The sequence below is a fragment of the Sinosporangium siamense genome, from assembly GCF_016863435.1.
In the GTDB taxonomy this organism is placed as follows: Bacteria; Actinomycetota; Actinomycetes; order Streptosporangiales; family Streptosporangiaceae; genus Sinosporangium; species Sinosporangium siamense.
Genome location: NZ_BOOW01000018.1, coordinates 388969 through 414737, shown reverse-complemented (window position 1 = coordinate 414737; position 25769 = coordinate 388969). Strand labels below are relative to the sequence as shown.

20 protein-coding genes are annotated in these 25769 nt (G+C 68.0%); 14 read left to right on the top strand and 6 right to left on the bottom strand.

Annotated features, from left to right (window positions below; all coding sequences use genetic code 11):
- Positions 1–187, top strand: a 187-nt coding sequence (locus Ssi02_RS15095) for a hypothetical protein (RefSeq protein WP_204025938.1), incomplete at its 5' end; no start/stop codon positions are given.
- Positions 188–1091: 904 nt separating this feature from the next.
- Here Ssi02_RS15095 and Ssi02_RS15090 read toward each other — a convergent pair.
- Entirely contained in the window at positions 1092–2306 is a 1215-nt protein-coding gene (locus Ssi02_RS15090; protein ID WP_204025936.1) for a cytochrome P450, read from the bottom strand.
- Between the two features lie 314 nt (positions 2307–2620).
- On the opposite strand from Ssi02_RS15090, the gene Ssi02_RS15085 reads away from it, so the two are divergent.
- Positions 2621–3439: a metallophosphoesterase family protein gene (locus tag Ssi02_RS15085; RefSeq protein ID WP_204025935.1), complete on the top strand. Its 819-nt coding sequence runs from the start codon at positions 2621–2623 to the stop codon at positions 3437–3439.
- A gap of 236 nt (positions 3440–3675) precedes the next feature.
- Here the strand turns inward: Ssi02_RS15085 and Ssi02_RS15080 are convergent, their stop codons facing one another.
- A complete protein-coding gene (locus Ssi02_RS15080) occupies positions 3676–4467 on the bottom strand; it encodes an IclR family transcriptional regulator (RefSeq protein ID WP_239128918.1) in 792 nt (263 codons plus the stop codon).
- A gap of 96 nt (positions 4468–4563) precedes the next feature.
- On the opposite strand from Ssi02_RS15080, the gene Ssi02_RS15075 reads away from it, so the two are divergent.
- The 5 genes from Ssi02_RS15075 (at position 4564) to Ssi02_RS15055 (ending at position 10974) form a co-directional block, all read left to right on the top strand.
- A complete protein-coding gene (locus tag Ssi02_RS15075) occupies positions 4564–5823 on the top strand; it encodes an extracellular solute-binding protein (protein ID WP_204025934.1) in 1260 nt (419 codons plus the stop codon).
- A 31-nt stretch (positions 5824–5854) separates the two neighbouring features.
- Positions 5855–6805 (top strand): carbohydrate ABC transporter permease, encoded by a 951-nt coding sequence (locus tag Ssi02_RS15070; RefSeq protein ID WP_204025933.1) that lies wholly within the window; start codon positions 5855–5857, stop codon positions 6803–6805.
- Positions 6802–7641 carry a carbohydrate ABC transporter permease gene (locus tag Ssi02_RS15065; RefSeq protein WP_239128917.1) on the top strand — a complete coding sequence of 280 codons (840 nt, stop codon included), beginning with the start codon at positions 6802–6804 and terminating at the stop codon, positions 7639–7641. Before Ssi02_RS15070 ends, Ssi02_RS15065 begins: the two co-directional genes overlap by 4 nt.
- 304 nt (positions 7642–7945) lie before the next feature.
- The gene (locus Ssi02_RS15060) at positions 7946–8788 is read left to right on the top strand and encodes an AfsR/SARP family transcriptional regulator (protein WP_204025932.1); all 843 of its coding nucleotides are present in this window, start codon (positions 7946–7948) and stop codon (positions 8786–8788) included.
- A 341-nt stretch (positions 8789–9129) separates the two neighbouring features.
- A complete protein-coding gene (locus tag Ssi02_RS15055) occupies positions 9130–10974 on the top strand; it encodes an asparagine synthetase B family protein (protein ID WP_204025931.1) in 1845 nt (614 codons plus the stop codon).
- A 12-nt stretch (positions 10975–10986) separates the two neighbouring features.
- Here Ssi02_RS15055 and Ssi02_RS15050 read toward each other — a convergent pair whose 3' ends face one another.
- From Ssi02_RS15050 to Ssi02_RS15035, 4 genes are all read right to left on the bottom strand, one after another.
- Entirely contained in the window at positions 10987–12303 is a 1317-nt protein-coding gene (locus Ssi02_RS15050) for an aminotransferase-like domain-containing protein (RefSeq protein WP_204025930.1), read from the bottom strand.
- A gap of 6 nt (positions 12304–12309) precedes the next feature.
- Positions 12310–13665: a (3,5-dihydroxyphenyl)acetyl-CoA 1,2-dioxygenase DpgC gene (dpgC, locus tag Ssi02_RS15045; RefSeq protein WP_204025929.1), complete on the bottom strand. Its 1356-nt coding sequence runs from the start codon at positions 13663–13665 to the stop codon at positions 12310–12312.
- The gene (gene dpgB, locus Ssi02_RS15040; protein WP_204025927.1) at positions 13662–14435 is read right to left on the bottom strand and encodes an enoyl-CoA-hydratase DpgB; all 774 of its coding nucleotides are present in this window, start codon (positions 14433–14435) and stop codon (positions 13662–13664) included. Before dpgB ends, dpgC begins: the two co-directional genes overlap by 4 nt.
- A 142-nt stretch (positions 14436–14577) precedes the next feature.
- Positions 14578–15627 carry a methyltransferase gene (locus Ssi02_RS15035; RefSeq protein ID WP_204025926.1) on the bottom strand — a complete coding sequence of 350 codons (1050 nt, stop codon included), beginning with the start codon at positions 15625–15627 and terminating at the stop codon, positions 14578–14580.
- Positions 15628–16432: 805 nt separating this feature from the next.
- Between Ssi02_RS15035 and Ssi02_RS15030 the strand changes: the two genes are divergently transcribed.
- The 7 genes from Ssi02_RS15030 (at position 16433) to Ssi02_RS15000 (ending at position 25727) form a co-directional block, all read left to right on the top strand.
- The gene (locus Ssi02_RS15030; protein WP_204025923.1) at positions 16433–17569 is read left to right on the top strand and encodes a glycine amidinotransferase; all 1137 of its coding nucleotides are present in this window, start codon (positions 16433–16435) and stop codon (positions 17567–17569) included.
- A gap of 153 nt (positions 17570–17722) precedes the next feature.
- Positions 17723–18877, top strand: coding sequence for a 3,5-dihydroxyphenylacetyl-CoA synthase DpgA (dpgA, locus tag Ssi02_RS15025; protein WP_204025920.1), 1155 nt, complete (start codon positions 17723–17725; stop codon positions 18875–18877).
- A 113-nt stretch (positions 18878–18990) separates the two neighbouring features.
- A complete protein-coding gene (locus tag Ssi02_RS15020) occupies positions 18991–20301 on the top strand; it encodes a preATP grasp domain-containing protein (protein ID WP_239128916.1) in 1311 nt (436 codons plus the stop codon).
- A gap of 81 nt (positions 20302–20382) precedes the next feature.
- Complete coding sequence (locus tag Ssi02_RS15015; protein WP_204025916.1) at positions 20383–22158, top strand: carbamoyltransferase family protein; 1776 nt, start codon at positions 20383–20385, stop codon at positions 22156–22158.
- A 33-nt stretch (positions 22159–22191) separates the two neighbouring features.
- Entirely contained in the window at positions 22192–22866 is a 675-nt protein-coding gene (locus Ssi02_RS15010) for a PIG-L deacetylase family protein (RefSeq protein WP_204025914.1), read from the top strand.
- A 50-nt stretch (positions 22867–22916) separates the two neighbouring features.
- Positions 22917–24920, top strand: coding sequence for an NAD-dependent epimerase/dehydratase family protein (locus Ssi02_RS15005; protein WP_204025912.1), 2004 nt, complete (start codon positions 22917–22919; stop codon positions 24918–24920).
- Between the two features lie 6 nt (positions 24921–24926).
- Complete coding sequence (locus Ssi02_RS15000; protein ID WP_204025910.1) at positions 24927–25727, top strand: protein phosphatase 2C domain-containing protein; 801 nt, start codon at positions 24927–24929, stop codon at positions 25725–25727.
- Positions 25728–25769: the final 42 nt, after the last annotated feature.

Here is a 25769-nt window from a genome sequence, read left to right as displayed (position 1 = left end):
GGCCGAGCGGCTAGCAGGGTCGGCTACGACCGACTGGATGCTCGCCGGTCGCACGGCCCTCCCCGAGCGTGCACCGATGTGCGCCGTCACCGTCTGCGCTGTCGTGACCGACCTGTCGGTCGCACGGCACTCCCGAGTGTGCACCGATGTGCGAGCAGATGAGATCGGTTGCTGCGGAAGGCACTGAGCTGAGTGTGTGAGTTGAGTGCGCGCGGAGCCGGAGGTGGGGCCGATGTTCAAGTGGGTGGGGCCGCACGGCCGGGCGGGATGCGGATGGTTGTCGACCGCGGCAGGCCGGCGGTGGGGCCGATACAAGGGCGGGTGTGGCCGCAGGGCCAGGCGGGTGCACGGGCGGGTGTCTGCCGCAGCGCCAAGGGGTCCGCCCAATGCGCGAGTGGGTGTGGCCGCAGGGCAGGCCGGGCGGTGCGCGGGCGGGTATGGCCGCGGGGCCGGGCGGTGTGGCGTTCGTCCGGCCCCGCGGGCCCCCGTTTGCGCGGTTTGTTTGGGATACGGCGGTGCCAGGTCCCCGGGCCGGGCAGGCGGCGGGGTCACGAAGAGAGATGTTTCTCGGTGATGGAAAGGCCGTGTTCCGCCGGCGGTTCCCGCTAGGGACGGTCAGGCGGAGAGATCGCGGCAGTCGGCTGGTCCAGATGCGGTTGGTTGGTGCAGGTGGACGAGTGGTGCGGGGGTGTGTTCGACGTGTCGGCCGTGATGCCGGGTCGGGGTGTGGATCTCGTGGCGGACCAGAGTGTCGGCGCCTGGCGGGCAACGCTCGGTGCCCGGCCAACAGCCGCTCGGCGGCTGCTCGGCGCCCAGTCGGCGGCCGGTCAGGGACTCCAGGATCATACGGCGTTCCAGGAGCTTTTACCTTGCTCTTTGTAAGGGAAAACGAGATCGCTTCCCTTACCGGCCGAAGCCGCCGGTGACGTGCTCGGCCCACGCTGAATTCAGGGTGTCCGGCCGACCAGGCGAGAGGCAATGGCCTACTGCGGGAGAGGCATGCGGCAAAGGTCACCGTACGCGCCGCTGCAGGAGCCCGGGGAGCAAGGTGACGGCCTCCTCGCCCCGAGCCGCGGGGCGAGGAGAAGGGTTCACCAGGTGACGGGGACCGTCACGAAACCCTCGATGAACACGCCGTCGGCACGCCTGAGGTCGAGAGGAGCGCAAGCCAGGGCGAGGGTGGGGAAGCGGGCCAGCAGGCGGCCGATTCCCACCTGAAGCTCCATGCGGGCGAGGGCGGACCCGGCGCAGTGGTGGGGGCCGGAGCTGAAGGCGAGGTGGGGGCGGGCCGGGCGGTCGAGGTCGACCTCGGAGGGGTTCGGGAAGGCGGCCTCGTCATAGTTGGCCGACTCCATGGCGAGGATGATGCCCGCCCCTCTCGGGATGACGGTCCCGGCCACCTCCACATCCTCCTTGACATAGCGCAGGGAGGCGATCGAGTGGAAGAGCACCTGGATGCGGAGCATCTCCTCGACGGCCCGCGGCACGAGCTCGGGGTCCGCACGGAGGCGTGCGAGCAGGCCCGGGTTGGTCAGGAGAGTGACCATCGAGGCGCCAAGATGGTTGGCGGTGGTCTCGTAGCCGCCCATGAGCAGGCCCTTGGCCCAGTAGAACAGCTCATAGTCGCTGAGTTTGCCGCTGCCCTCGTCCCGCGCGGCGATCAGGCCGCTGAGCAGGTCGTCGCCGGGGTTCGCGCGCTTGGCCTCGATAAGGTCGGTCATGTAGGCGGTCAGGAGGGCGTCGTTCTTGGCCACCTCCGCGGCGGGATATTTCCCGAGCGAGAGATACACCTCCGCCCAGGCGGTGAACTCCTTCTGGTCCTCGGTGGGCACTCCGAGCAGCTCGCACAGGATGCGGATGGCGAGCGGGAAGGAGAGCGTGGACTGCAGGTCGGCGGGCGGCCCTGCGGCCTCCACGCCGTCGAGGATCTCGTCCACGACGCCCTGGGTGTAGGGGCGCAGCCGCTCGACCCGCGCGGCGGTGAAGGCCCTGGCGACCAGGCGGCGCATGCGCGGGTGATCGGGGGGTTCGAGTTTGACGTTGGGGTCCTGGAAGAGGATGTTCTCCTTGGACATGCGCGGGGTGCCTGGCCGTGAGAGGTCCCGGGTCAGCCGGCGGTCGTTGAGCAGGGTGCGCACGTCGTCGTAGCGGGTCACGAGCCAGGCGCCGTCGCCGCTGGGCAGCGTGATGCGCAACACGGGCTCGTCGTGGACCCAGGCCAGCGTGCTCGGGGGGTCGAGCACGGTGGGGCGGTCACTGAAGGGATAAGGCAGGACGGTTTGTGGGGTTAGGTGGGGCACGGTCACACGCAGTCTCCTCCCGCGGTGAGGTCGTGGAGCTGGAGCATGGTGTTACGTGATCTGGAGCGGTGCCCGCACACATGGGGTCGAGCTGGGGGTGTGGCGCTGACATGCACGAACACCAAAAATCACCATAACCCGGCCAGTTAGCTGAGACCACGGGGGAGAATGTCACTGATATCCCCCGGCCATAGCAGTCAAACGGTCTGGCCACCACCTATGCAATTTTCCGCCAACCGTGATCCCGGCCCCTAACCACAAAAGCCTTGCCTCCTATCATGGATGGCCACTTCCCACTGTCGCCAGAAAGGTGACCGGCGATGAAACTGCTCGCGGTGAGTGACCTGCACGTCTCGCACAAGATGAACAGGCCCGTGGTCGAGGCCATCCCGCCCTCACCCAACGACTGGCTCATAGTCGCGGGCGACGTCGCCGAGACGGAAAGCGATATAGCGCACACCCTGGGCGAACTCACGCGCAAGTTCGCCCGCGTCGTCTGGACGCCCGGCAACCACGAGCTGTGGACCACCCGGGACGACACGCTGCAGGCGCGCGGCGTCGAGCGATACGAACGCCTCGTGGAGTTGTGCAGATCGCTGGGCGTGCTCACCCCCGAGGATCCCTACGAGGAGCTCGACTGCGAGGGGTCGAGGTTCGTGCTCGTGCCGCTGTTCCTGGGCTACGACTACAGCCTGAGGCCGGCGGGAAAGACCGTGGAGGAGGCTCTCGCGGCGTGCTACGAGTCGGGGATCGTCTGTTCCGACGAGTTCATGCTCCACCCCGACCCGCATCCCGACCGGGCCGCCTGGTGCCACGAGCGTATTCGCATTACCGAGGAGCGGCTGAACGAATTGCCGGGCGACCTGCCGGTCGTATTCGCCAATCATTATCCGCTGCACCCTTCGCTGGTGGTTCTCCCCCGCATTCCGCAGTTCTCCCTGTGGTGCGGCACGGTGCTCACCGCCGATTGGCACCGTAAATACAACGCCGAGGCCATGGTCTACGGGCACCTGCACATTCGAGGCTCCTACCTGGTGGACGACGTGCGGTTCGAGGAGGTCTCCCTGGGCTACCACCGCGAATGGCGCCACCGCCCCGGCCCTTACCTGCCCCGTCAGATCATGCCGCCGCCCGCCTGAGCAACCGCCGGCGGAAAACGAGCGGCATCGTTCGGCGGTGCAACTCCGAGTAGGGGGACCCGACGCGCTTGCGCGGACGTGTGAAACCCCAATCGCACCGCCGACTGCCTAACGGGGAAAAGCAAGCCCGGAAAGACCGGGCCTCAACCGCCTGGGAAAGCAAAACCGTCAAACCCGTTCCCGGCGACTCCGGCCCCGGGAATCGGGGTTCCGGTCTCAGCCCCCGCCGTAAAAGCTCAGCGGGTTGAGCCGTGTTCGCGGGAAATGCGCAGGGCGGCGTTGGCCACAAGCGGCCCCAGTTCGCGAACGCGGGCGGCGGTGATGCGGGAGGTGAGGCCGGAGATGGACAGCGCCGCGGTCGCGGCGTCGGTGTGGTCGAAAATCGGCGCTGCCACGCAGCGCACCTCGGGTTCGTTCTCCCGATCGTCGACCGAATAACCGCGCTGCCGGATGCGGGCGAGCTCCAGCCGGAGCCGGTCGCCGTCGGTGATGGTCCACTCGGTGCGGCCGGGCAACCCGGCGGCGACGACGTCGCCGATCACCTCGTCGCCCTGCCAGGCCAGGATGGCCTTGCCGACCGCGGTGCAGTGCACGGGGGCACGGCTCCCGATTCGGGAGCCCATGCGCACCATGGGCTCCTGTTCCACCTTGTCGATGTAAACGACATGGGGCGCCTCGTACACCACGAGATGCACGGTTTCCCGCACCTCGCACATCAGCCGATAGGACTCCTCGGCCGCGACGGTGCGCAGGTCGAAAGTGGCAAGATATGCCTGGCCCAGGTGTAATGCGCCGTGGCCCAGGCGGTAGGCGCCGTTCTTGCGGTCGCGGGCGAGCAGGTTCAACTCCACAAGAGGGGTGGTCAGCCGGAGGACCGCGCTCTTGGACAGGCCGGTGGCGTCGGCGAGTCTGGTCAGCGACAGTCCTTGCCCAGCTCCGGCATGGTCGCGGATGTACTCCAGCAGGGCTAAGCCCCTCCGAAGCGACGCGGATTGGTTACGTCCAGAAACATCCTGTTTGTACGTCACCCGCCACATGATTGTGCATCGCACAACAAACGTCATCCCCTCTTCCCGTGCCCTGGGAGCGTTTCCTATGGTCAGCCGCCAATAGGAGGAGGTCGAATGAGGGTCTTCACGTTGGCCGCGGCGGGCGTCGCCGTACTAGCCTTGGCCGCGTGCGCGCCGTCCACCGCGCCGCAGGCGACCGGGGGCGACGACAAGTCGGGCACGCTGAACGTCTGGCTCTTCGATGAGCCAAATCGTGCGCCGAAGGAAAAAGTGGTGGGTGAGCTCATCACCGAATTCACGGCGGCGAATCCCGGCGTGAAGGTCCAGGTGACGTATATCCCCACCTCGCCCGCCAGACACGAGAAGTTCAAGGGTGCCTTCAACGACCCGGCGAGCGCACCCGACGTGGCGGAATACGGCAACACGGACCTGGCCGAATATGCCGCGGCCAAGGGTTTCGCCGATCTCTCAGCCGATCTGAAGGCTTCGCCGGAGGGTTCGGACTTCACTGAGGATCTGCTCAAGTCCGCCACGGTGGACGGCCAGATCTACGGTGTGCCGTGGTTCATCGGCGTCCGGGCGCTCTACTACCGCAAGGACGTCTTCGACGAGCTCGGCCTCAAGCCGCCGAAGTCGACCGAGGAGCTCACCAAGACCGCCCGGGAGATCCGCAAGAAGAAGCCCGAGATGTACGGCATAGCCGTCGGAGGCGAGTACACCTTCGCGGCCCTGCCCTTCGTGTGGGACGCCGGCGGCGACGTGCAGACGCTGAACGGTCCCGAGGCGCGCAAGGGCGTGAAGGCCTACACCGACCTGCTGAGCGACGATGTCTGCCCGCCACAGGCGTGTGCCAGCCTCACCGGCGGCAAGACGGCCGAGCTCTTCACGAGCGGCAAGGCGGCCATGGGCATCCTCGGCAACTTCAACCGCTCGGCGGTGGACGCCGGGGCGGCTGCCGGGAAGTATGAGGTGGTCCCGCTGCCGGGCGCGAAGAAGGACTCGATCGCACCCGCTTTCGCCGGCGGCAACAACATCGGCGTCATGCGCAGCTCGAAGCACCGCACGCTGGCCGTGAAGTTCACGCAGCTGCTCACGAGCAAGAAGTATCAGGTCAAGATGTTCGAGGCGATGGGCAACCTGCCGACGCTGACCTCCGCCCGGGAGGAGCTCGCGGCCAAGGAGCCGTTCCTCAAGCCGTTCATGGACGTCGTGGCGGCGGGCACGAAGTTCGTCCCGATCTCGCCGGCGTGGGTGAAGATCGACAACCAAAAGGTCATCCCGACCATGCTGCAGAAGATCGCCACCAAGCAGGCCAGCGTCGACGAGGCCACCGATGAGGCCGCGGCGGCGGTGAAGGCGGCGTTCGGGCAGTGAGCACCGCTCAAGGCCGGAAGCAGATGGTTTCATGACGACTGCCGTTAAGTCCCCGGTGGACCCGCAGAAGCGGGTCCACCGGTCCGGTACGGCGAAGCCGCGCCGCGCGCGTGGCGCGCTCCGGCCGTGGATCTACCTTTTGCCGGCGGCCGCCGTACTGCTTCCGCTGTTCGGCTATCCGATTTACATGCTGGGCCTGCTGTCGGTCTTCGACTACCGGCAGGCCCAGGTCAGTGGTGGCGAGCCGACGAGCTTCATCGGCTTCGACAACTACGCCAAGCTGTTCGGCGACGAACGGTTCTGGTCGGTGCTGGTCACGACCGTGGTGTTCGCGGCGGCGCTGGTCGTGGCGACGCTGGCGGTGGGTGCGACGCTGGCCATCGTGCTGACCCGGGCCGGGCGCATCCCCCGGTTGCTGCTCTCACTGGCGGCGATGGCGGCGTGGGCGGCGCCCGCGATGACCGGGGCCACGGTGTGGATGTTCCTGTTCGATGCCGATCTGGGGCTTGTGAACCAGGTGCTGGGCATCGACGGTTACAACTGGTTCTACGACAAGTGGATGGCGTTCGCCATCGTGGGCGCGACCGTGGTGTGGCACTCGTTCCCGTTTGTCATGGTCACGCTCTATGCCGGCATCCAGGCGATTCCCAGCGGCGTGCTGGAGGCGGCCTCCCTTGACGGGGCGTCCGCCTGGCAGACGTTCTGGCGGGTCATCGTGCCGATGTTGCGGCCCTTGATCACCATCGTCGTCATCCAGTCGATCATCTGGGACTTCAAGATCTTCACCCAGATCTACGTGATGACGAACGGCGGCGGCATCGCCGGGCAGAACCTCGTCCTCAACGTGTACGCCTACCAGACCGCCTTCGGTTCGTCGGAATACGGGCTTGGATCGGCGATCGGCGTGGTCATGACGGTGATCCTGCTGATTGTCACCCTGTTCTACATCCGCGCCCTGCACCGCTCCGGGGAGAAGCTGTGACCAGAGCACGCTGGATCGCCAACGTCGTGGCGGTGACCGCCGCCGTCGTGACGTTCTTCCCGATTTACTGGATGGTCCTGTCCGCGCTGAAGCCGGCTGGTGAGATCCAGTCGCTCGACGTGCGCCCCTGGACCCTCGCCCCCACGCTGGAGCACTTCCAGCGCGTGCTGGGCGGGGAGAACTTCGGCCGCTACTTCGTCAACAGCCTCGGTGTCGCGCTGAGCGTCGTGGTCCTCTCCGCGTTCGTGGCCTTCCTGGCGGCCGTCGCGGTGACGCGGTTCCATTTCCGCATGCGCACCACGGTGCTGATCATGTTCCTGATCGCCCAGATGGTGCCGATCGAGGCGCTCACGATCCCGCTGTTCTTCCTGGTGCGCGACATCGGCGCCACGGTGCCCGGTGTGGGACTCAACACCCTCGGCTCGCTGGTGATGGTGCACCTGGCGTTCTCGCTGCCCTTCGCCATCTGGATGATGCGCGGCTTCGTGGCCGCCGTCCCCGACGCGCTGGAGGAGGCGGCGATGATCGACGGAGCGAGCCGGCCGGTGATCCTGTGGCGCATCCTTTTCCCCCTGGTGGCGCCCGGCCTGGTGGCCACCAGCGTGTTCTCCTTCATCGTGGCGTGGAACGACTTCGTCTTCGCGCGCACCTTCATCATCAGCGCGAAGGACAACCAGACGCTGCCGGCGGCCCTGCTCGTCTTCTTCAAACCCGACGAGAACGACTGGGGCGGCATCATGGCGGCCTCGACGCTGATGACGATCCCGGTGCTGATCTTCTTCGTCGCGGTGCAGCGGCGGCTGATCGGCGGCCTGGGCGGAGCGGTCAAGGACTAACCCCTTTCACGAAAGGCCCGGAGAGGCATGCCTTCTCCGGGTTTTTCGCGTTTCACAGAGACACACACCGTACGGCAAAGCCGTAAATACAGTTCATGTCACACCGAAAAAGGCCAGAGTTTACAACGGACAACTCCCGGCGTCAGTGGCGTGCGCCGCACAAGGATGCATAATTTATCCAACCGATATGAAGAAGGAGACGCCGGAGAACAATCAAGCCCACCCAGCGCCATGCCTGACCACACATGGAACTTCACCGGGGGCTGCGCCGACAAATCCTCGGTGTCAGAGAATGGGAGGACAATTGATTAAATTTCGGATCCTTGGGCCGTTGGAAGTGACGCAGGGGGACGTCACCTGCACACCTACCGCCCCCAAGGCCCAGCAGGCCCTCTCCCTCTTGCTGCTGCGAGCCAATCACATCGTCTCGATCAGCGCCTTGGTCGACGAGCTCTGGGCCGACAATCCACCGGCCAGCGCGGTGATTACCGCACAGTCCTACATTTACCAAATCCGCCGATGCATCCACCCGAAAGAGAAAAAATCCCGCATCCGCTCCCAATTTACCCAACAAGCTGACACAGAGGACGGTGTCACCCTTCTCACCCGCTCTCCCGGATATATCCTGCTAAAACGAGAAGGACAACTCGACCTCGACGACTTCACCCGCCTCGCCGGCGAAGGCCGCGCCCTCCTCGATCGCGGCGACACGCAGGCCGCCGCCGTACTCCTGCGGCAGGCGATGTCCCTCTGGCGCGGCTCCTCCCCCCTCTCCGGAGTGCGCTGCGGCCCGCTGCTCCACGCCCACCTCACCGTGCTTTCCGAGGAGTGGATGCGGGTGCTCGCCCTGCGCATCCAGGCCGACATGGCCCTCGGCCGCCACCACGACCTGGTCGGCGAGCTGCGTTCGCTCGTCGCCGCCCACCCGCTCAACGAGTGGCTGCACGGGCGGCTCATCACCGCGTTGTACGCCGTCGGCCGCCGGGGCGAGGCCCTGGAGGCATGCCTGAGCCTCAGCGACACCCTCCGGCGGGAACTCGGCGTCGACCTCTCCCTGGAGCTCCGCCAACTCCAGCACCAGATCCTCATCGGGCAGCCCCCCACACCGGGCACACCGGGCGCCCCTCCCCTGACCCACGCCTCGTAGCCCGCGGACTCCGCCTCCGCACACGCTTGGAGCCGGGTTGGTGGCGGGCCTGTCGAACCCCCACGCCGCGGCACGACACGCCCGCCTTCTCCGAGGCGCCTGCACACCGCCTCCAAACCGAGCCGCGACCATGCGGCAGCGAAGGACTTCACCATGCCCTGGGAGGGTTTCATGCCGACTGCGCCACCAAGGTCACACCGCGAGCCCGGACCGCCGACGCGGCTCCACTTCGCGCTTCCCGCGCCCTGCTGCGCCACCCCTCGAAACGGCGCCGCCCGCCCGGGGAGCAAGCGCCCCGGGAGCCAGGAAGGCCCCGCCGCCGAACAGGAAGGGCCCGCAGGATGAGCGGCCTGGCCGGCTGGGCCGACTTCCAGCGCGATCTCACCACCGAACGCGGCGTCGTCCTGGCCCAGCTCGGCACACTCGCGGCGCGCGGTCCCGACGGCGAGGACCTCTGGTCGAGCCCGCACGCGGTGCTCGGCTGCCGGCACGGTTTCGTCGGCGGCGGCCCGCGGCTGGTGGTGGCGTACGGCGACGCCGTCGTGGTGGCGTTGGACGGCCGCATCGTCAACGCCGCCTCCCTGCGGACCGAACTCTCGGGATATGGCAGGTACACCCGCATCGGCGACGACACCGACCTCGTCGGACACGCCTACCTCCACTGGGGCGACCGCTTCGCCGACCACCTGGAGGGTGCGTTCGCCACCGTGTTGTGGCATCCCCGGGTCAAACGCCTCATCCTGGTGCGGGACCGTTTCGGCACCCGCCCGCTCTACTACCACCGCACCGACGAGGGCCTGGTGTTCGGCTCCGAGCCGAAGGCCGTCATGGCCCACCCCCAGGTGGAGGCGGTCGCCAACACGGCGAGCCTGCGTGAGCTGCTCGCCTCGACCGCCACCCCGGGCAGCGGCATCCTGCGCGGCCTGCACCGGGTGTTCCCCGGCGGGCAGCTCACGTTCGACCGGGACGGCATGCGCGAGCACCGCTACTGGCGGCTCGCGGCGGCACCGCACCACCACGCCCTCCACACGACGGTGGGCATGGTCCGCGAGCTGCTGGAGGCGTCGGTCGAGAAGCAGATCGGCGACGACACCCCCGGCGTGCTGTTGTCGGGCGGCCTCGCCTCCTCGGCCACGGCCGCGCTGGCGGCAGCCGTACTCGATCGGTGGCGGGCCCGCCCGCTGCGCACCTTCACCGCGGGATTCCCCGAGGTCGGGCCGGTGCTGCCCGGCCCGATGCGCGGGCTGGAGGACAGGCCGCACGCGGCGGCGGTGGCCGAGCACCTCGGCACCGAGCATCTGTATCTGCCGCTCTGCCCGAGTGCGCACACCGACCCGACGGCACGCGGCAGCGCGGTGGCCGCACAGCAGGACACCCCGGTCGCCGCCCCCCAGTTCCCCGCCTCGTTGCGCATGCTCTGCCGCCAGGTGTCGCGGCACACACGCACGGTGCTGGGTGGCCACCGGGCGAACATCGTGTTCGCCAACACAGCGTTCGGCCCGGTGACCGGCGACGCCGGCGCCCCGCCCACCGGCTCCCACATGTGGAGCGCCATGCCGGGCGGCCGGATGTCGTCACGCGGCCTCGGCACCGGCCTCTTCTCCCCCGGCCTGCTGGACGAGCTCGATCTGGCGGCCTACCGAGCCGACACCCACCTCACCGATGTGGCGGCGGCCCCTCGCCTGTCCGGGGAGAGCCCGCTGGAGCGGCGCATGCGAGAGATCACCTACAGCACCTTGCAGGGGCGGCACGAACTGGCGACCATGCTGGACGACGGGGCCAGTTCGATCGAGGGCGTCGACCTGCGGTCACCGTTCAGCGACCACCGGCTGGTGGAATATGTCTTCAATGTGCCGTGGGCGATGAAACGATTCGACGGCCGCCCCCAGACCCTCCTTCGCGCCGCGGTGTGCGACCTGCTCCCCGACTCCATCATGGAACGCCCGCCCAGCCCCTTCCCGATCGGACGGCACCCCGGCTATGGCGTCTTCCTCCGCCGCCGGCTCGCCGACGTGCTCGCCGACCCGGGGTCACCGGTCCTGCCTCTGCTCGACGTGACCGCCGCACGGCGCCTGATCAAGGAGCCGATCGTCACGGCACGCACGTGGATCGACGTGACGAACATGGAGATGGCGCTTCAGGTCAACCGATGGCTGGAGCAGTTCTCCATCAGGCTCGCGATCTGAGGCGGAGTTTGTTCACCCGGCGGCTGAGCCGTTCCATCCTCCGGTCTCGTGGCGCAGGAACGCGGCCAGCCGCCTTACCCCGGTCTCGATCTGCTCGGGATCCAGATAACTGCACGAGAGGCGTAATTGAAAGTCGCCGGCGTTACCGAGGTAGAAGTGCGACATGGGAGTCCACAACACGCCGTACTTCGCCGCCGACGTCTCCAGCAGCGCATCGTCCACCGGAACGGGCAGGGTCACACGAATGAAGAAACCGCCCTCCGGCCGGTTCCAGGCGATGCCGCCTGGAAGTTCACGCCCGAGCCGCCGGTCCAGCGCGTCTGCCAGGCAGGCGAGGTTGCGCTGGTAGAGGTCGGCCTTCCGGCGGCTCAGGTCGGCGAGGGAACACGCGTGTTCGAGCAACATCCCGCCGATGACCGCCTGACAGAGCGGGGACGTGTTCACCGTCACCATGTTCTTGACAGCGGCCAGTTCCTCGGCAAACGGTCTGTCACCGGCTCCCGGGGAGCCCACCACCTGGTCGGCGACCACATAGCCGACGCGTGCTCCCGGGAAACACACCTTGGCGAAGGTGCCGATGTAGACCACCCGCCGGTCACGGTCGAGCGCTTTCAAGGATGGCCGTGCGGCGTCGGCCGCCGCGGTGAAACCGTAGGCGTTGTCCTCCACCACCAGGAAGTCCTCGAGTTCGGCGAGCCGGAGGAGACGGCGACGGATGTCCAGCGTCATGCGGCTGCCACCGGGATTGGAGAAGTCCGGCGCGACATAGCAGGCACGGACCCGGCGACCGGCCCGCCGGGCGGCCTGGCACTCCGCTTCGAGAGCGTCCAGGTCGATCCCGTGCGGTGTTTCATCCACCGCCACCAGATCGATGTCGAGCAGTCGCGCGGCACCGGTGATGCCCACATATGAAGGATTGGCCACCGCCAGCACATCCTCGGGGGACCGGAACAGCGCACGCAGCACGAGGAACATGGCTTCCTGGGCGCCGACGGTGACGACCACCGCGTTTTCGTCCGCGGCGATGCCCTGGTCGCGGCGCAGCGCGTCCGCGACCAGGCGTGTGATGAGTCCCCTGCTCGGCCCGTATTCGTACAACATCCGGCGCGCCTTCTCCGGCTTGTGGCCTTCCTCCTCCACCAGATAACGCAGAAAGCGGCCGGTATACCGGTTGGTGTCGAGCTCTTCGAAGAAGACGGGGTGAGGTGCGCCGGGCGCGAACGAGACGGCGTCCGGATAGCGGCTCATCACCACATTGAGGAAGCCGATCGAGCCGAGCACCGGATCCTGCAGAGAGCCGTGCAGCGTCGAATGGTCCAACCGCACCATGCCGCCTCACCTCTCCGGCCGCGGACGCCGCCAGCGCTCCAGCTTGGCCAGTACGTCGTCGCTGTAGGCCCTGACCGCCTGGCCGACCGCGAATTCAGCGAGATACTCGCGGAATAGGTCAAGCGGCTCCTCGCACAACGCCAGCATGCGCCGGTTGGCGGACACGGCCGGGCCGGCGAGTTCCTCCACCGCGCGCTCGATCGCGTCCTCCATTTCCTTGGCGGGCACCACTTCGTCGCACACGAGCCCCGCTTCCGGATCGGTCATGCGGATTCGGTGGCCGGACAGGATCACCCGGCGAGCCGGCCGGGCGCCGATCAGCCGGGAAAGCCGGAGATTGCCCAGTCCGGGAATGATGCCTTCCTCGGCGGCCGGGAGGCTGAAATATGCGTCCTCCTCGGCGATCACACGATCCAGCACAAGCAGCAGTTGCATACCACCCCCGATGGCGAAGGAGTCGACCGCGCCCACCCAGGGTTTGTGTACGGAGTACCGCGGGTGGACCTCGGCCGCCGAACCGGTGAGGAGGCCGCGATATATCTTGTTGATGTAACCCAGCTCCCTGCCGAGCAGGAATTCGACGAGCCGGATGCCGCCGTTTCCCAGCTCCTTGAGATTGATGCCCGCGCTGAACACTCGCCTGCCGCGGTAACGCGGGTGCTCCACGAAGCCGCCGCGCAGGACTCCCACTCGCACCCGGTCGTCCAGCAGGACGAGGTCGACCGCCGTCTCCAGGTCGTCGATCAGCCTGCTGTCCTCCGCGTTGAGGCAGTGGGCGTTGCGGAAGGTCACATGGGCGGCGTGGCCTCGCCGTTCGACCTCCACGGATCCGAGGCCGGCCCGCCCCGTGCGCTGGAAGTCGCCGATCAGCTCAAGGGATCGCGGCACGGGCGCCGACATCACGTCAATGAGGTGGGATCCCGCGACCGGACACCGGAGTACGGCACCGCAGAACACGCCCTGATCGATCTCACGCCCTTCTCTCTCCGCCTGCGGCTTGCGAAACTCGTCCGCCATCTGCGCGGCGGTGGGCACCAGGCCGGGAAAACGGTCGGCCGCGGCATATACGAGTTCGGGCAGTCGCAGAGGCCGCGTGCGGGCCGCGGTGAGCGTCTCGTACACGGTGCCGGCGTGCAAGGTGAGAAAGGCGGAGCGGACGGCTCTGGAAGCGGAGAGGATGTCGGCCGCCAGTCGCCGCTGGAGAGCGTCGCGCGCGGCTTTGGCCGGAAGCTCGGCCAGTAGCCGCTCCCCCTCCGACACATAGCCCGCCAGCAGCGAAGTGTCCTCGGCGAGATCACCGCCGAACCGCACTGTCCCGGCCGGCGACGCCGACTCCACGCCACCGGCTCTCCCGCCGGTCAAGAGCCTCCCCCTTTTCCTGGATCCAGCACGGAAGACGCTGAATCCAGCACGGAAGACGCTGGATCCGGCTCAGTGGCCGCGTCGCCGTTCTTCAGCCGCCGCAATTCCCGATCGCAGGCGGCCAGGTGGACTCCGAGCGCCTGGTCATATTCCGTCGAGGCGGCTTCGAGCAGCAGTTGGCGGCGCATGGCCATCTCCTGATCCGATATCCGGCCCATGAGCACCGCCGCTGTGTGCACGGCCTCGGGAAGGTCGTTGCTGACCTGGTCGATCAGGCCCAGCTGCCTGGCCCGGTCCACGGAAATGTCGTCGCCCCAGATGACGATCTGCCGCGCCCTGGTCACTCCTAGGTGCTGAACCAGCCGGTAGACCGACATGCCCGGCCAGAAGTGCCCTTCGTTGATCGGCGGCATGAGCAGGAGGTCAGGAGCGCCGATGCGGAAATCCGCGGCCAGCAGGATGTCCAGCGCGGGCCCCCCGCAGACGCCGTGCGCGACCGCGATGCTCATGGCGGCGAGCCGCTCCAGCCGGTGCACCGCCCGCTCCCAGCGGTTCACCTCACGGATGTCCACAACACCCGGCCATGCTCTGGAGCTCGCGGGGGTGGTGGAGAGCCGCAGCACCACCACCGACTTCTCCTGGCGGGACTCCACATCGTCGCAGGCCGCGTTCACCACGGCGGTCAACTCCGCGAGCGGGCGCCTTCCGTCGATGTCGGCGACCGGGCCCAGCCCGTTGGGCAACGAGGTGGTGATCACAATCTTTTTCATCGTCAAGCCTCCTTTCGCGGCGGCTCGGCCAAGCCGTTCCCGCCGTCTGGCCTGGACGCGGCCAAGACGGCCGGCGAGGTCCCCCGGCGATGTGCCGGCCCGCCGGCCGCTGCCGCCCGGCGGGCGCGGGGCGGCCCGCTCCTCACGCTTTGGTGCCCACGGTCAGGCCATGCTCATAGGGAAGATCCGTGAAGGACTTCACGTCGCTGAAACCCGCGTCTTCGCACCACCGCTCGTAGTCCTGTGCGGGGTAGGCCATCCCCTGTCCTGTGGCCAGGACATTGAGATATAGCGACAAGCGGGCGGACAGCACCCCGCGGTTCTCTTCCTCGGGGATGTTGAAGCCGTAGAGGAAAACCTTTCCTCCACTGGGCAGAGCGCGGAACGCCTTCACCAGCAGACCGGTGATCTCCTCGGGCGAGAAGACCTCAAGCACATGACTGAAGAGAACGCCGTCGGCCCCGTGCGGAAACGCGTCCTGGAAGATGTCTCCGGGGTGAAGGCCCACCCGCTCCACCCCGGTCGCCGCAGGGTCCCCGGCCAGCCGGGTCACGCTGGGCATGTCGAAGACAGTCACCCTCATGCCGGTGTGCCGGGCGGCCAGGCGCCGGGCTGTGGTGCCGTCGCCACCTCCGACGTCAAGCAGGTGGCTCACCGTCGCGATCTCGGGATTGTCCAGAAGAGCGGGCAGAGACCGCAGTGTGAAGGCGGCCATCGAGGTGTGCAGAGCCTCCTGCAGCTCGGGATTGTGGGCCAGCCGCTGGTAGAGGGTCGGCTCCGTACCTGGATGGGCGGCCAGGGCCAGTGTGTTCGTTCCGCTCCGCAGCGCCTCGGTCATGTGCGGGAACGCCGGGTAGTAGATCTTCTGCCAGCCGGGGAGGATGTGGCGCCAGCTCTCGGTGGAGTTCGGAGCGAGGAGTTCCTCGGCGACGGCGGAGTTGGTGTATCTCCCCTCACGCCGATCCACCAATTCGGTCGAGCACAATGCGAGCATCAGGACACGCAACTTATGGGTGAGGAGTCCCGTGGCCTCACGGAGATCCTCGAAAGTGGATCCTGGGTGTCGCGAGAGGAACCCGAAGATGTCCAGGTCGAGACCGGTCACGACCGCATTGAACAAGGCGGGACCGTTCACGATCAGCTGGAATCGTTCGTAGATCCGCTCGCTGTCTTCGCCGACGTCCTTTGGCATGTGAATGTCCACTCCAAAGTGCTGAGGCGGGAGGGGCCTGCCACTCCCGGTGACAACCGTCAGGTGCGCTGTATGCCTGGTCCTAATTTCGCCGCCGGCCGCATCGATATGCGTCCTGCGCTTTCCCGGCATTTTCAAATACTGAGCCGGTGGAACGGGTGGCACGCGATCACTTACTGTATTGGGGCGGTCACTTGCGGCGTGCGCAGGACAGCAATACAGAAGTCGGTGCCGACCATAGCCAAGAAGAGCGCCCGCTGTCCAATAAATCTTTTCTGCGAGCACCACTCAAATCCACCTCTGTAACGGACGGCCGACCGGGAGTGATGACCGGGAAGGCTTGACGATCAAGGTCGGCCAGGTTACAGTTTCGCTGCAAAGTCGACCTTGACCCGCACCTCCGCATAATTATCCGAATTGTGCGGCTCCCCTTCCGCCGGAGGTGGTGCTCGACTCGTACTTCTGGAATTTGGTTCTCCTTCATTACGCGTCAGATCAGCGCCATCAACGGATTGCCTCCGTCTGGCGACCGCTCCGAACTGGGAGATCACCTGTCCAGGACACCTGGGATACCCGCCGCTCCGGGTCGGCCCACCCGCGGAACGCTTATTTAGGGCATCGGCAAAGCCATTTCCGGGACGCCGGAAACTCTGCCCGGCCCCGTTCCACCAGAGCCACTTCATGAATTATCCGTTGATCGGTCTGCCGCCACCGTGTCGCCGCCCCCGTCCCGCGCACGCCAATTAGCCGGAACAATATTTTGCCGGTCCGTCACAGCCGGCAGAGGGTTCAGGAGGAATGGCAAGTGCAGTTGAACAGCTATGACGAGTGGTCACCTCTCAAAGAGGTGGTCGTCGGTTCGGCCGCGAACTACACATCGCATGAGCGCGAATTATCGTTCGACCTGTTCTTCCACGACAACCTCATTCGCTCCGAGTGGTACTATCCGCGATTGTCGGTGGCGGGATCCGGCTCACAGCCGCGTAGTTCCACTCCGATAAAGCAGCGCTACGTCGAAGAGCTCAACGAGGACGTCGAGGGCATCGTCAAGGCACTTGAGTCACTCTCGGTCACCGTGCACCGCCCCCTGCCCCTGGACGAGTCCACCTCGGAGGTGCGCACACCGGCCTGGTCGGCCGCGATGGTGCCGGCGTTGAACGTGCGCGACAACAGCATCATCCTCGGCGACGAGATCATCGAGACACCACCGATGGTCCGCTCGCGCTACTTCGAGACGCAACTCCTCACCCCCGTCTTCGCGGAATACTTTCGGCGGGGCGCCAAATGGACCGTCATGCCGCGCCCCCTGATGACAGACGCATCCTTCGACCCCTCCTATGCCAGCAGTTCGGCGGGCGGCCCCACCGAGCCCGTCACCGACCCGCGGCCCTCGCCCTACGACGTGGGATTCGAGATGATGTTCGACGGCGCCCAGTGCCTCAAGCTGGGGCGCGATCTGATCGTCAACATCTCGACGGCGAACCATGCGATGGCGTGCGACTGGCTGGAGCGCCACCTGGAAGGCCGGTTCCGCATTCACCGGGTGCATCGGCTGAGCGACAGCCACATCGACAGCATGCTGCTCGCGCTCCGGCCCGGCCTGCTGCTCACACGCTCGGAGTCGGTCGCCGATTTCCTGCCGGAGAAACTGCGCAGCTGGGACATGATCGTCCCACCGGCTCCGACGGTGAACGACTTTCCCCAGTACGACGACGATGACCTGGTTCTGACCAGCCCATACATCGACATGAACGTGCTGTCGGTCGATCCGGAGACGGTACTCGTGAACGACGCGTGCCCCGAACTGATCCGGACGCTTGAACGGCACGGTTTCACGGTGGTGCCGGTCCGCCACCGGCACCGCCGCCTCTTCGGTGGCGGCTTCCACTGCTTCACCCTCGACACCGTCCGGACGGGCGGCCCCGAGAACTACCTGGACTGACCGTGGCACACCACGTAACCGGTCAGTGTCTGAGGCCGGCGCCCGGCCTCAGGCAACGTGCCGACCGGCGAGCACCTGGACTGACCGCGCAAGCCGCATGCGCCTCGGCCGGCGGCCAAGGCGAGTCCGCGACAAAGGAGGACAGGGTTGGAGATGACCATCCAGAATCCTGTGGTCCGTACCCAAGTCATCGGGGATCCCGCGATCCGAAACTCGGCCGCCGCGGTCTCCGGTGAACCCCGCGACGAACGCCGGCCCCACATCGTGGCCGTCGGCACCGCGGTGCCCCCCACGTCCTACACCCAGCAGGAGCTTCTGGAGAAGTTCCATGTCCGCGATCCCCGAGTCCGCTCGCTCTTCCTCAGCGGCTCGATCGAGAGGCGCAACCTGGTCCTGCCACCCACCGGTCCGGACGGAGTGCCGCTCGTCGAGAGCCAAGGTGAGCTTCTGCGCAAGCACACCCGCGGCGGCCTGGCCATGGGCAGGGAGGCCATCGACCGGTGCCTCGACCAGGCCGGCGCCCGGCGATCCGACGTGCGCTATCTATGTTGCGTCTCCTCGACGGGTTTCCTCTCACCCGGGTTCAGTGCGCTGCTGATCAAGGACCTCGGGCTCGCGCACGACTGCGCCCGGCTCGACGTCGTCGGCATGGGCTGCAACGCCGGGCTGAACGCGCTGACCGCCGTCGCCGGATGGGCCGCCACCCATCCCGGCGAACTCGCGCTCATGGTGTGCATCGAGGCGTGTTCCGCCGCCTACGTCTTCGACGGGAGCATGCGGACGTCTGTGGTCAACAGCCTGTTCGGCGACGGCGCCGCGGCCCTCGGAGTCGTCGCGCCCGGGGACGACGGCCCGGCCGCCCGGGAAGGGCCCGCCCTGCTGCGGTTCTCCAGTCACATCATCCCCGAGGCGGCCGGCGCCATGCGTTACGACTGGGACGACGACCAGGGCAAGTTCAGCTTCTTCCTCGACCCGCAGGTGCCCTACGTCGTGGGAGCCCACGCGGAGACGGCGCTCAGCCGGCTGCTCGGCGGAGCCGGGCTGCGGCGATCGCACATCGCTCATTGGATCGTGCATTCCGGCGGCAAAAAGGTCATCGATTCGGTTCGCCTGAATTTGGGGCTGAGCCGCCACGACATGCGACACACCTTCAGCGTGCTGCGCGACCACGGAAACCTGTCGAGCGGATCGTTCGCCTTCTCCTACAAGCGTCTGGCGGCCGAGGGGGCGGTCGCACCGGGGGATTTCGGAGTGCTGATGACGATGGGGCCGGGCTCGACGATCGAGCTCGCCCTGGTGCGGTGGTAGCCACGGAAACGAGGACATGCACGACGTGGGCCCCGGGGACGCGGGCGTGGTCCCGGCGGTAGGTGACATGCGCGCCGACCGATCCGATTCGAACCGACACAAGGATGGATTCTGTGAGGCTGCTCATCGGTAACAGCACCAACGCCGACCTTGTCGACGAGAGCGAGAAGCGTGGGGCGGCCTGGTGGGCGCTGCGCCTGCTCTGGTTCGCCGAGGACGACGATGTGATCGTCATGTCGGAACCGCCCGCCGGCGTCTACCTCGACTACGTCACGTCGATGACCGGCACGGACCCGTCGTCGCTGCGCATTGTGGTGCCGCCGCCGGGAGTCGACGGCATGCAGTGGCTCAGCGCGGACCGCCTGCAGAGCCCGGTCCTGGCGGACATGCTCGGCGAGGCGTTCGCGGGCCGGAAGGTCGACGAGGTGCTGGCCTTGTGGCCGGATGCGTCGGTGGTCGCGCTGGCCCGGTCACTCGGTTGCGAGGAAGCGGTGCCGGGCGCGGGTTTCGCGAGCCAGGGCGGTGGCGCACTGGTCAACAGCAAGGCGATCTTCCGTGCCGTCGCCATGGGCACTGGTCTGCCGCTGCCCGCCGGCGCGGTGTGCGGAAATCCGCGCGCCGCCGAGGACGCCGTGATGGAGCTGCTTGAGCGCCGGCGTCCCGCCATCGTGAAACACGAGTTCCTCTCGGGCGGCATGGGCAACGAGATCCTCAGCCGGGACGAGGGCGTGCGGCCGTTTGGCGCCCGGCGCGTCACCGTCGTGCCCGACAGGGTGGCGTGCGCCGGGTTCTTCGCCGAGAACTGGGACCGGCTGACCGGCGAGGGCCGCTACCGGTTGGTGGTGGAAGAGTATTACCCGGAAAGCACGGCGGTGTTCGCGGAGTTCCTGATCACCGATGACGGGCCTGAGTTCGGTGGGAACGGTCAGATGTTCTACATACCGATCGCCAACGCCCAGGCCATCCCCGCACCGCCGCCGCTGTCCGAGTCGATGCCGCAGGTCGTCGACCATTCCCGTCGCCTCTGCGAGACGCTGCACGCCATGGGATACCGGGGCAGGCTCAGCGCGGACGCCATCGTCACACCCGACGGTGAGATCTACTTCACCGAGTACAACGGCCGCGTCACCGGTTCCACCCACCTGTACGCCGTCTTGGGCAAGCGGATCGTGGGCGCGGACTACGCCGAGGACCGCCTGCTCTTCGAGCGCGTCGGCTGGCGGGTGCCGTCCTTCGAAGAGGCTGCAGCAGCCGTGCGGGACGCCGGACTGACCTATGACCCGGCCACCCGGACCGGCGTCATCTTCTGCAGCGCCTTCGATCGGCCGAGCAGCACCCTCTGGTATTGCCTGGTCGAACGCGACATCGAAAGCGCCAGGAAGACGGAAGTGACGCTGAACGGCCTCTTCCCGCAGCAGCCGTAATGACCCGGACCGGCCGGCGGCCCGCGGGCCGGTTCGCCTCCCGCCCCTCCGCGTACCGCACAGAGAGTGAGGAGATCCACCGTGGCATCAGCGGACGAACAGGTATTCCTCGGCATCAGCGCAGGCCCGACCGACGCCGATCCGGCGGTAGCGGCGGTGGTGAAGGGGCGCGTCGTCGCCTACGCGGAGGAGGAGCGGTTCGTCAGGGACAAGCACGCCGTGGGCCGATACCCGATGCGTGCCCTGCGGTATTGCCTGGCCGCCACCGGGAAACGGCTCGATGAGGTCTCGTCGGTGACGATCGCGTTCGACCTCGGCGCCTACACCGACGGACGTATGGCGGAGTTCTACGCGAGCATGGCCAAGGAGTGGCCGGTCGACCAGCCGACAATCGACTGGCAGCGAGGGTGCCTCAACCAATACAGCATCGCGAGCCAGGAGCGCGAGCACCACTTCAGGTGGCGGCGGGAGTTCGGCGACATCGCCTTCCCGCCGATCAAGTTCGCCCCGCACCACTACACCCATGCCTTCCAGGCAGGCCTGGAGTCGGGTTTCGAGTCGGCCGTGGCGCTCACGGTCGACGGCTCAGGGGACAGCCACACCACGGTGGTGTGGCACCTGGAGGACGGCGTGCTGCGGCCGCTGCGCGAGATCCACATGCCCCACTCGCTCGGCTGGTTCTACGCGGCGTTCACCGAGTATCTCGGCTTCGACGCCTACGACGGCGAATACAAGGTCATGGGGCTGGCCGCCCACGGGCATCCGGACGCCGCGCTGCGCGACCTGGTCGGACAAGTTTTGATGCCGGCCCAGGACGGGGTGGAGTTCCGGCTCGATCCGTCCTACATCCATTACGGTGACCATTCCTACTCGCGCCGCCACACGGACAAGCTGGTCAAGCTGATGGGGGCGCCGCCGCGGCTGCCCGGTGAGCCCGTCACTCCGTGGCACATGAACGTGGCCTTCGCCGTACAGGAGGCCCTCGAAGAGGCGGCATGCCGCCTGGTCAGGTGGGCGGTTCTGGAGACGGGCACCACCGACGTGTGCATCGGCGGCGGTGTCGGACTCAACGTCAAAATGAACTCCCGCATCCACGCGCTGCCCGAGGTCGCGAACGTGTTCGCGCACCCCCTGTGCGCGGACAGCGGCCAGGCGGCGGGTGCCGCTCTGGTCACATGTTTTCGGGAGACCGGCGCGGCGCCGCGACCGCTGACCACCCTGGCACTCGGGCCGGAGGCCGGCGACGACGAGATCGCCACGGTGCTGCGCAACGCCGGAGTCCCTTTCGAACGCAGTCCCGACATCTGCCGGACCATCGGCGCGGAACTGGCCGCGGGCCGGATCGTCGGCTGGTGCCAGGGGCGGCTGGAGGCCGGCCCGAGGGCGCTCGGCCAGCGCAGCATTCTCGCCGATCCGCGCACCGTCGCCGTCAGGGACCGGGTCAACGCGGCTATCAAACAGCGGGAGATGTGGCGGCCCTTCGGCCCTTCCATGCTCGCCTCCGCCGCCGGCCGATACTTCGACGACTTCACCGACTCGCGCTTCATGACCATGGCTTTCGCCGCCAACGACCGGCTCCGGGCGGAGGCTCCCGCGATCGTGCACACCGACGGCACCTCACGCGTGCAGTTCGTGCACCCCGACACACACCCGCTCTACCACCGGCTGATCACGGAGTTCGAGGCGCTGACAGGTGTGCCGATCCTCCTCAACACGTCGTTCAACGTCCGCGGTGAGCCGATCGTCTCCAGCCCCGAGGACGCGCTGCGCACCTTCTGGGCCACGGGGCTCGACGTCCTGGCCGTCGGCGACTTCGTGGTCCGCAAGGGGAAGCCGGCCCCGCGGGGAGAGAACTAGCAGTCAACGACGAGCCGGAAGAAAGGGTAGGACATGTCGAGTCGCCGGATCCTGGTCGTGGCGGCCCACCCCGACGATGAGATCTTGGGGATGGGGGGCACGATCGCCAAACACGCTCTGCACGAAGGCGCCGAGGTGACGGTTCTTTGGGTCTCCGAGGGCAGTTCAGCGCAATATCCCGGTGATCATCAAATCGCCGAACGGAAGTTCGCCGAGGCCGAGGCCGCGGCGAAGCTGCTCGGGGTGTCGCGCTGCATTCAGAGCGGCCTGCCGGACATGCGGCTCGACACGCTGCCGCACATCGAGGTGAACAAACCCATCGAGAGCGCCGTGCGCGAAATCCGGCCGGACACGGTCTACACCGTGCACCCCGACGTCAACGTGGACCACCGGACGGTCTTCCGCTCCGTCATGGTGGCCACCAGGCCATACTCGACCTCCGTACGGAGAATCCTGACTTACGCCACCACGTCAGGCGTCGAATGGACGCCTCCCTTCGAGTCGTCCTTCGCCCCCACCTGGTTCTCCAACATTTCCAGCACCATCGACGCCAAGGTGGCCGCGTTCGACTGCTACACCACAGAGACCCGGCCCTGGCCACATCCGCGCTCGGCCCGCGCGATCCGTGCCACCGCCGAGAGCTGGGGAACATGGGCCGGCTGGGAATGCGCGGAGCCGTTCGTCCTCGTCCGTGAGCTCAGCGACTGATGCGGTCCGCAACGGGCGACCGACGATCCGGACAGGGCGGCGAGAGCGGCGTGCGGAGCCCTGTCCGGCTGAGCGGCGCCGTCATGGTCCATCCGCGACGGCCGGAACCGGGGATAGAACTCGTCCGATCGACCAGGCCCGGATTCCTGACGGTGGTGCCCGACCCGATGCCGGACGGCCCTCCCACCGGCCTCAGGACGGCGATGCGGGCCTGGTCGTCGATTCCCGCGACCTCGACCCACCACCTCGTGCTTGAGGACGACGCACAACTCCCGGACTGGTTCGAGGAACACGCCGTGGCCGCCGCCGCGGCGGTACCAGACGCCGCCGTCTCCTTCCACGTCAACTGGAGTTGCCGCAGTGCGGCGGCCGTCCGGCTCGCGGCGCTGAGGGGGGAACGGTGGGCGGCGGCCGCGAACGAGTTCACGCCCACCGTGGCGCTGCTGCTGCCGGCCGATGTGGGCGCGGGTTTCGCGGACTACGCCAGGCGGCATGGCGGCACGTGGGCCGACGACGTCGTCATGGCGCGATATCTTAAGAGTGTCGGGGTGGCGAGCTATGTCACGGTGCCCAACCTCGTCGAACACGGCGACTATCCGAGCGTCACGGAGAACGACTACCACGGTCTGCGGCTGTCGGCCTGCTACTCTCCGGCCCCCCCTGACATCGACTGGCGACCACGCGGCACACCCGCGAACGAGGTGCTGCCGTTCTTCAAGTTCGGCATGGCGCACGTCGTCGTGCGCGACCGGGACACCGGCCGCGCGTTGACGGTCGGATGGGAGCGCGGGGCCCACCGCATCGGCCTCGACCTCACCGCCTGCCGGCGGTCGCTGGAGCAGGAGGCCGGAAGCCTCGAACTCCTCAACCCGCTGCCCGGCCGGATCTCCCGGCCGGTCGCGACCGCGCTGTGGAACACGGCGTACGCCTTGGGCTTCCTCGGCCGGCGACCGGACCGTTTTCCCGGCGTGGAGGCGCAACTGGCGGCTTGGACGGCCGATCCGCTGGTGGCACACGCCGCGGGCACCCTCGGGCCCGGAGGGTTGTGCATGGAACTGAGCGCGGGTGAGCTGGCCGCCATCCGCCGGCCACTGGCCGCGCTGGCGTGGCAGGCGTTGTGCGCGGGGCTACGTGCTCACTCCGGCTCCGATGGCATCGCCGGCGCCGGGCCGCGTTCCCGCTCCGGCGGGCGGCCCGCACGAGCGGGAGTGCCGGCGGCGCACTCAGCCACGGACTCCGGCCATGTCGTCGTCGCCGGGCCGGAGGGCGACGAGCTCGGCCGGTGCCTGACGGCCGGCCTCGCCGACCACGGGCGGCAGGTCACGCCGCTCGACGACGACGGCTCCCCCGGGTTCGCCGCGAAACTGCGGCGGGCCGCCCGCACGGCCCACGGGATCGTGCACCTCACGCGGCCCGGCGCCTCCCCTGAGGACTGCGCGGCGGCGTTACGCGAGGTGCTCGCGGTCGCTCGTACGGCAGGAGCCCGGCATGTGGTGCACCTGACCCGCTACGACACCCCGGCCGCCGAAGAGGCGGAGTCTCGTACGGCAGGAGCCCGGCATGTGGTGCACCTGACCCGCTGCGACACCTCGGCCGCCGAAGAGGCCGAGGGAACCGGCCGGCCGGTGCGGGCGACGGTGCTGCGGCTCGGTGCCGTCTACGGACCGCAGATCGACTGCGAGCCGCTGAACGGCTTTGTGTCCCGGTCGCTCGTCAAGCAACCGATCACTGTTTCCGCAGCCCACCCGGAGGCCCGCTATGTCCATGTATGGGATGTGACGGCGGTGGTGAACCAGGTGCTCGACACTGACGCCCCGCCGCGATTCCGCGACCTGCGCTCCGAGGCGGCCGTCACCCCGGTGGACCTGGCCCGGCTCGTGGCCCAGGTGATCAAGCCGGTGCCGGTCAAGGTGACCGGAGACGGCGGGCCGGACCCAGGACGGGGCACCCCCGCCGCACACGTGTCCGGCCCGGCGAAGAGCGGGTGGCCGGCGATCACGCTGGCCGACGGCCTGCGGACGGTGGCCCAGTGGCTTGCGTACGAGGCGGGGTGAGCCGGGATGAGCATGGAGATCCGACTGGCCACCCGCCCGAACCCCGGACGGCCCAACGAGGACGCCGCCGTGACCGGAGACGGCTTCGCCGTCGTGCTCGACGGGGCCACGGCGGAGCCCGACACCGACCCCGGCTGTCACCACGAGGTGCGGTGGTTCGCCACCGAGCTGGCCGGTCGCCTCGGACATCTGCTCGCCGCCGCGGACTCGGCGAGCGCACCGCTGACCGAGATCCTGTACGACGCGTGTGCCGGGGTGGCTGCCTCGCACTCCGGCACCTGCGACCTGACGAACCCGTGCAGCCCGTCGGCGACGGTGGCGATCGTCAGGGAGAACTCGGGCGGTGCCGACTACCTCGTGCTCGGTGACGCGGTCGTCGTGTTCCGGGCACCCGGCGGCCGCATTCGGGTGGTGAGCGACGACCGCATTCTGGCCTACGACGACTGGCCCTGGTCGCGCCTGCGTGAGGTGCGCAATGTGCCGGGTGGCTTCTGGGTGGCCGGTGCCAGGCCCGAGGCCGCCCATCACGCCGTCGTCGGCTCGGTGCCGGAGGTCGACGTGGCCGCCCTGCTCAGCGACGGCGCCGCCCGACTGGTCGAGCGTTACGGCTGGGACTGGCCGGCGCTGCTCGGCACGCTTGAGAGGCATGGACCGGCAGAGGTGATCGCTGAGACGAGAAAGGCCGAACTGGACACACCGCCCGGCCGCTTCCACGGCAAGCACCACGACGACGCGACCGCGGTCTTGATGCGCCGCGACGGGGCACCGGCACCGGCCGGGCCCGAGCGGCCGGCACAGGAGAGGTGAATGCGCGCCGGCCGGCGGAGAGCCCTCCCCCAAGCACGACAC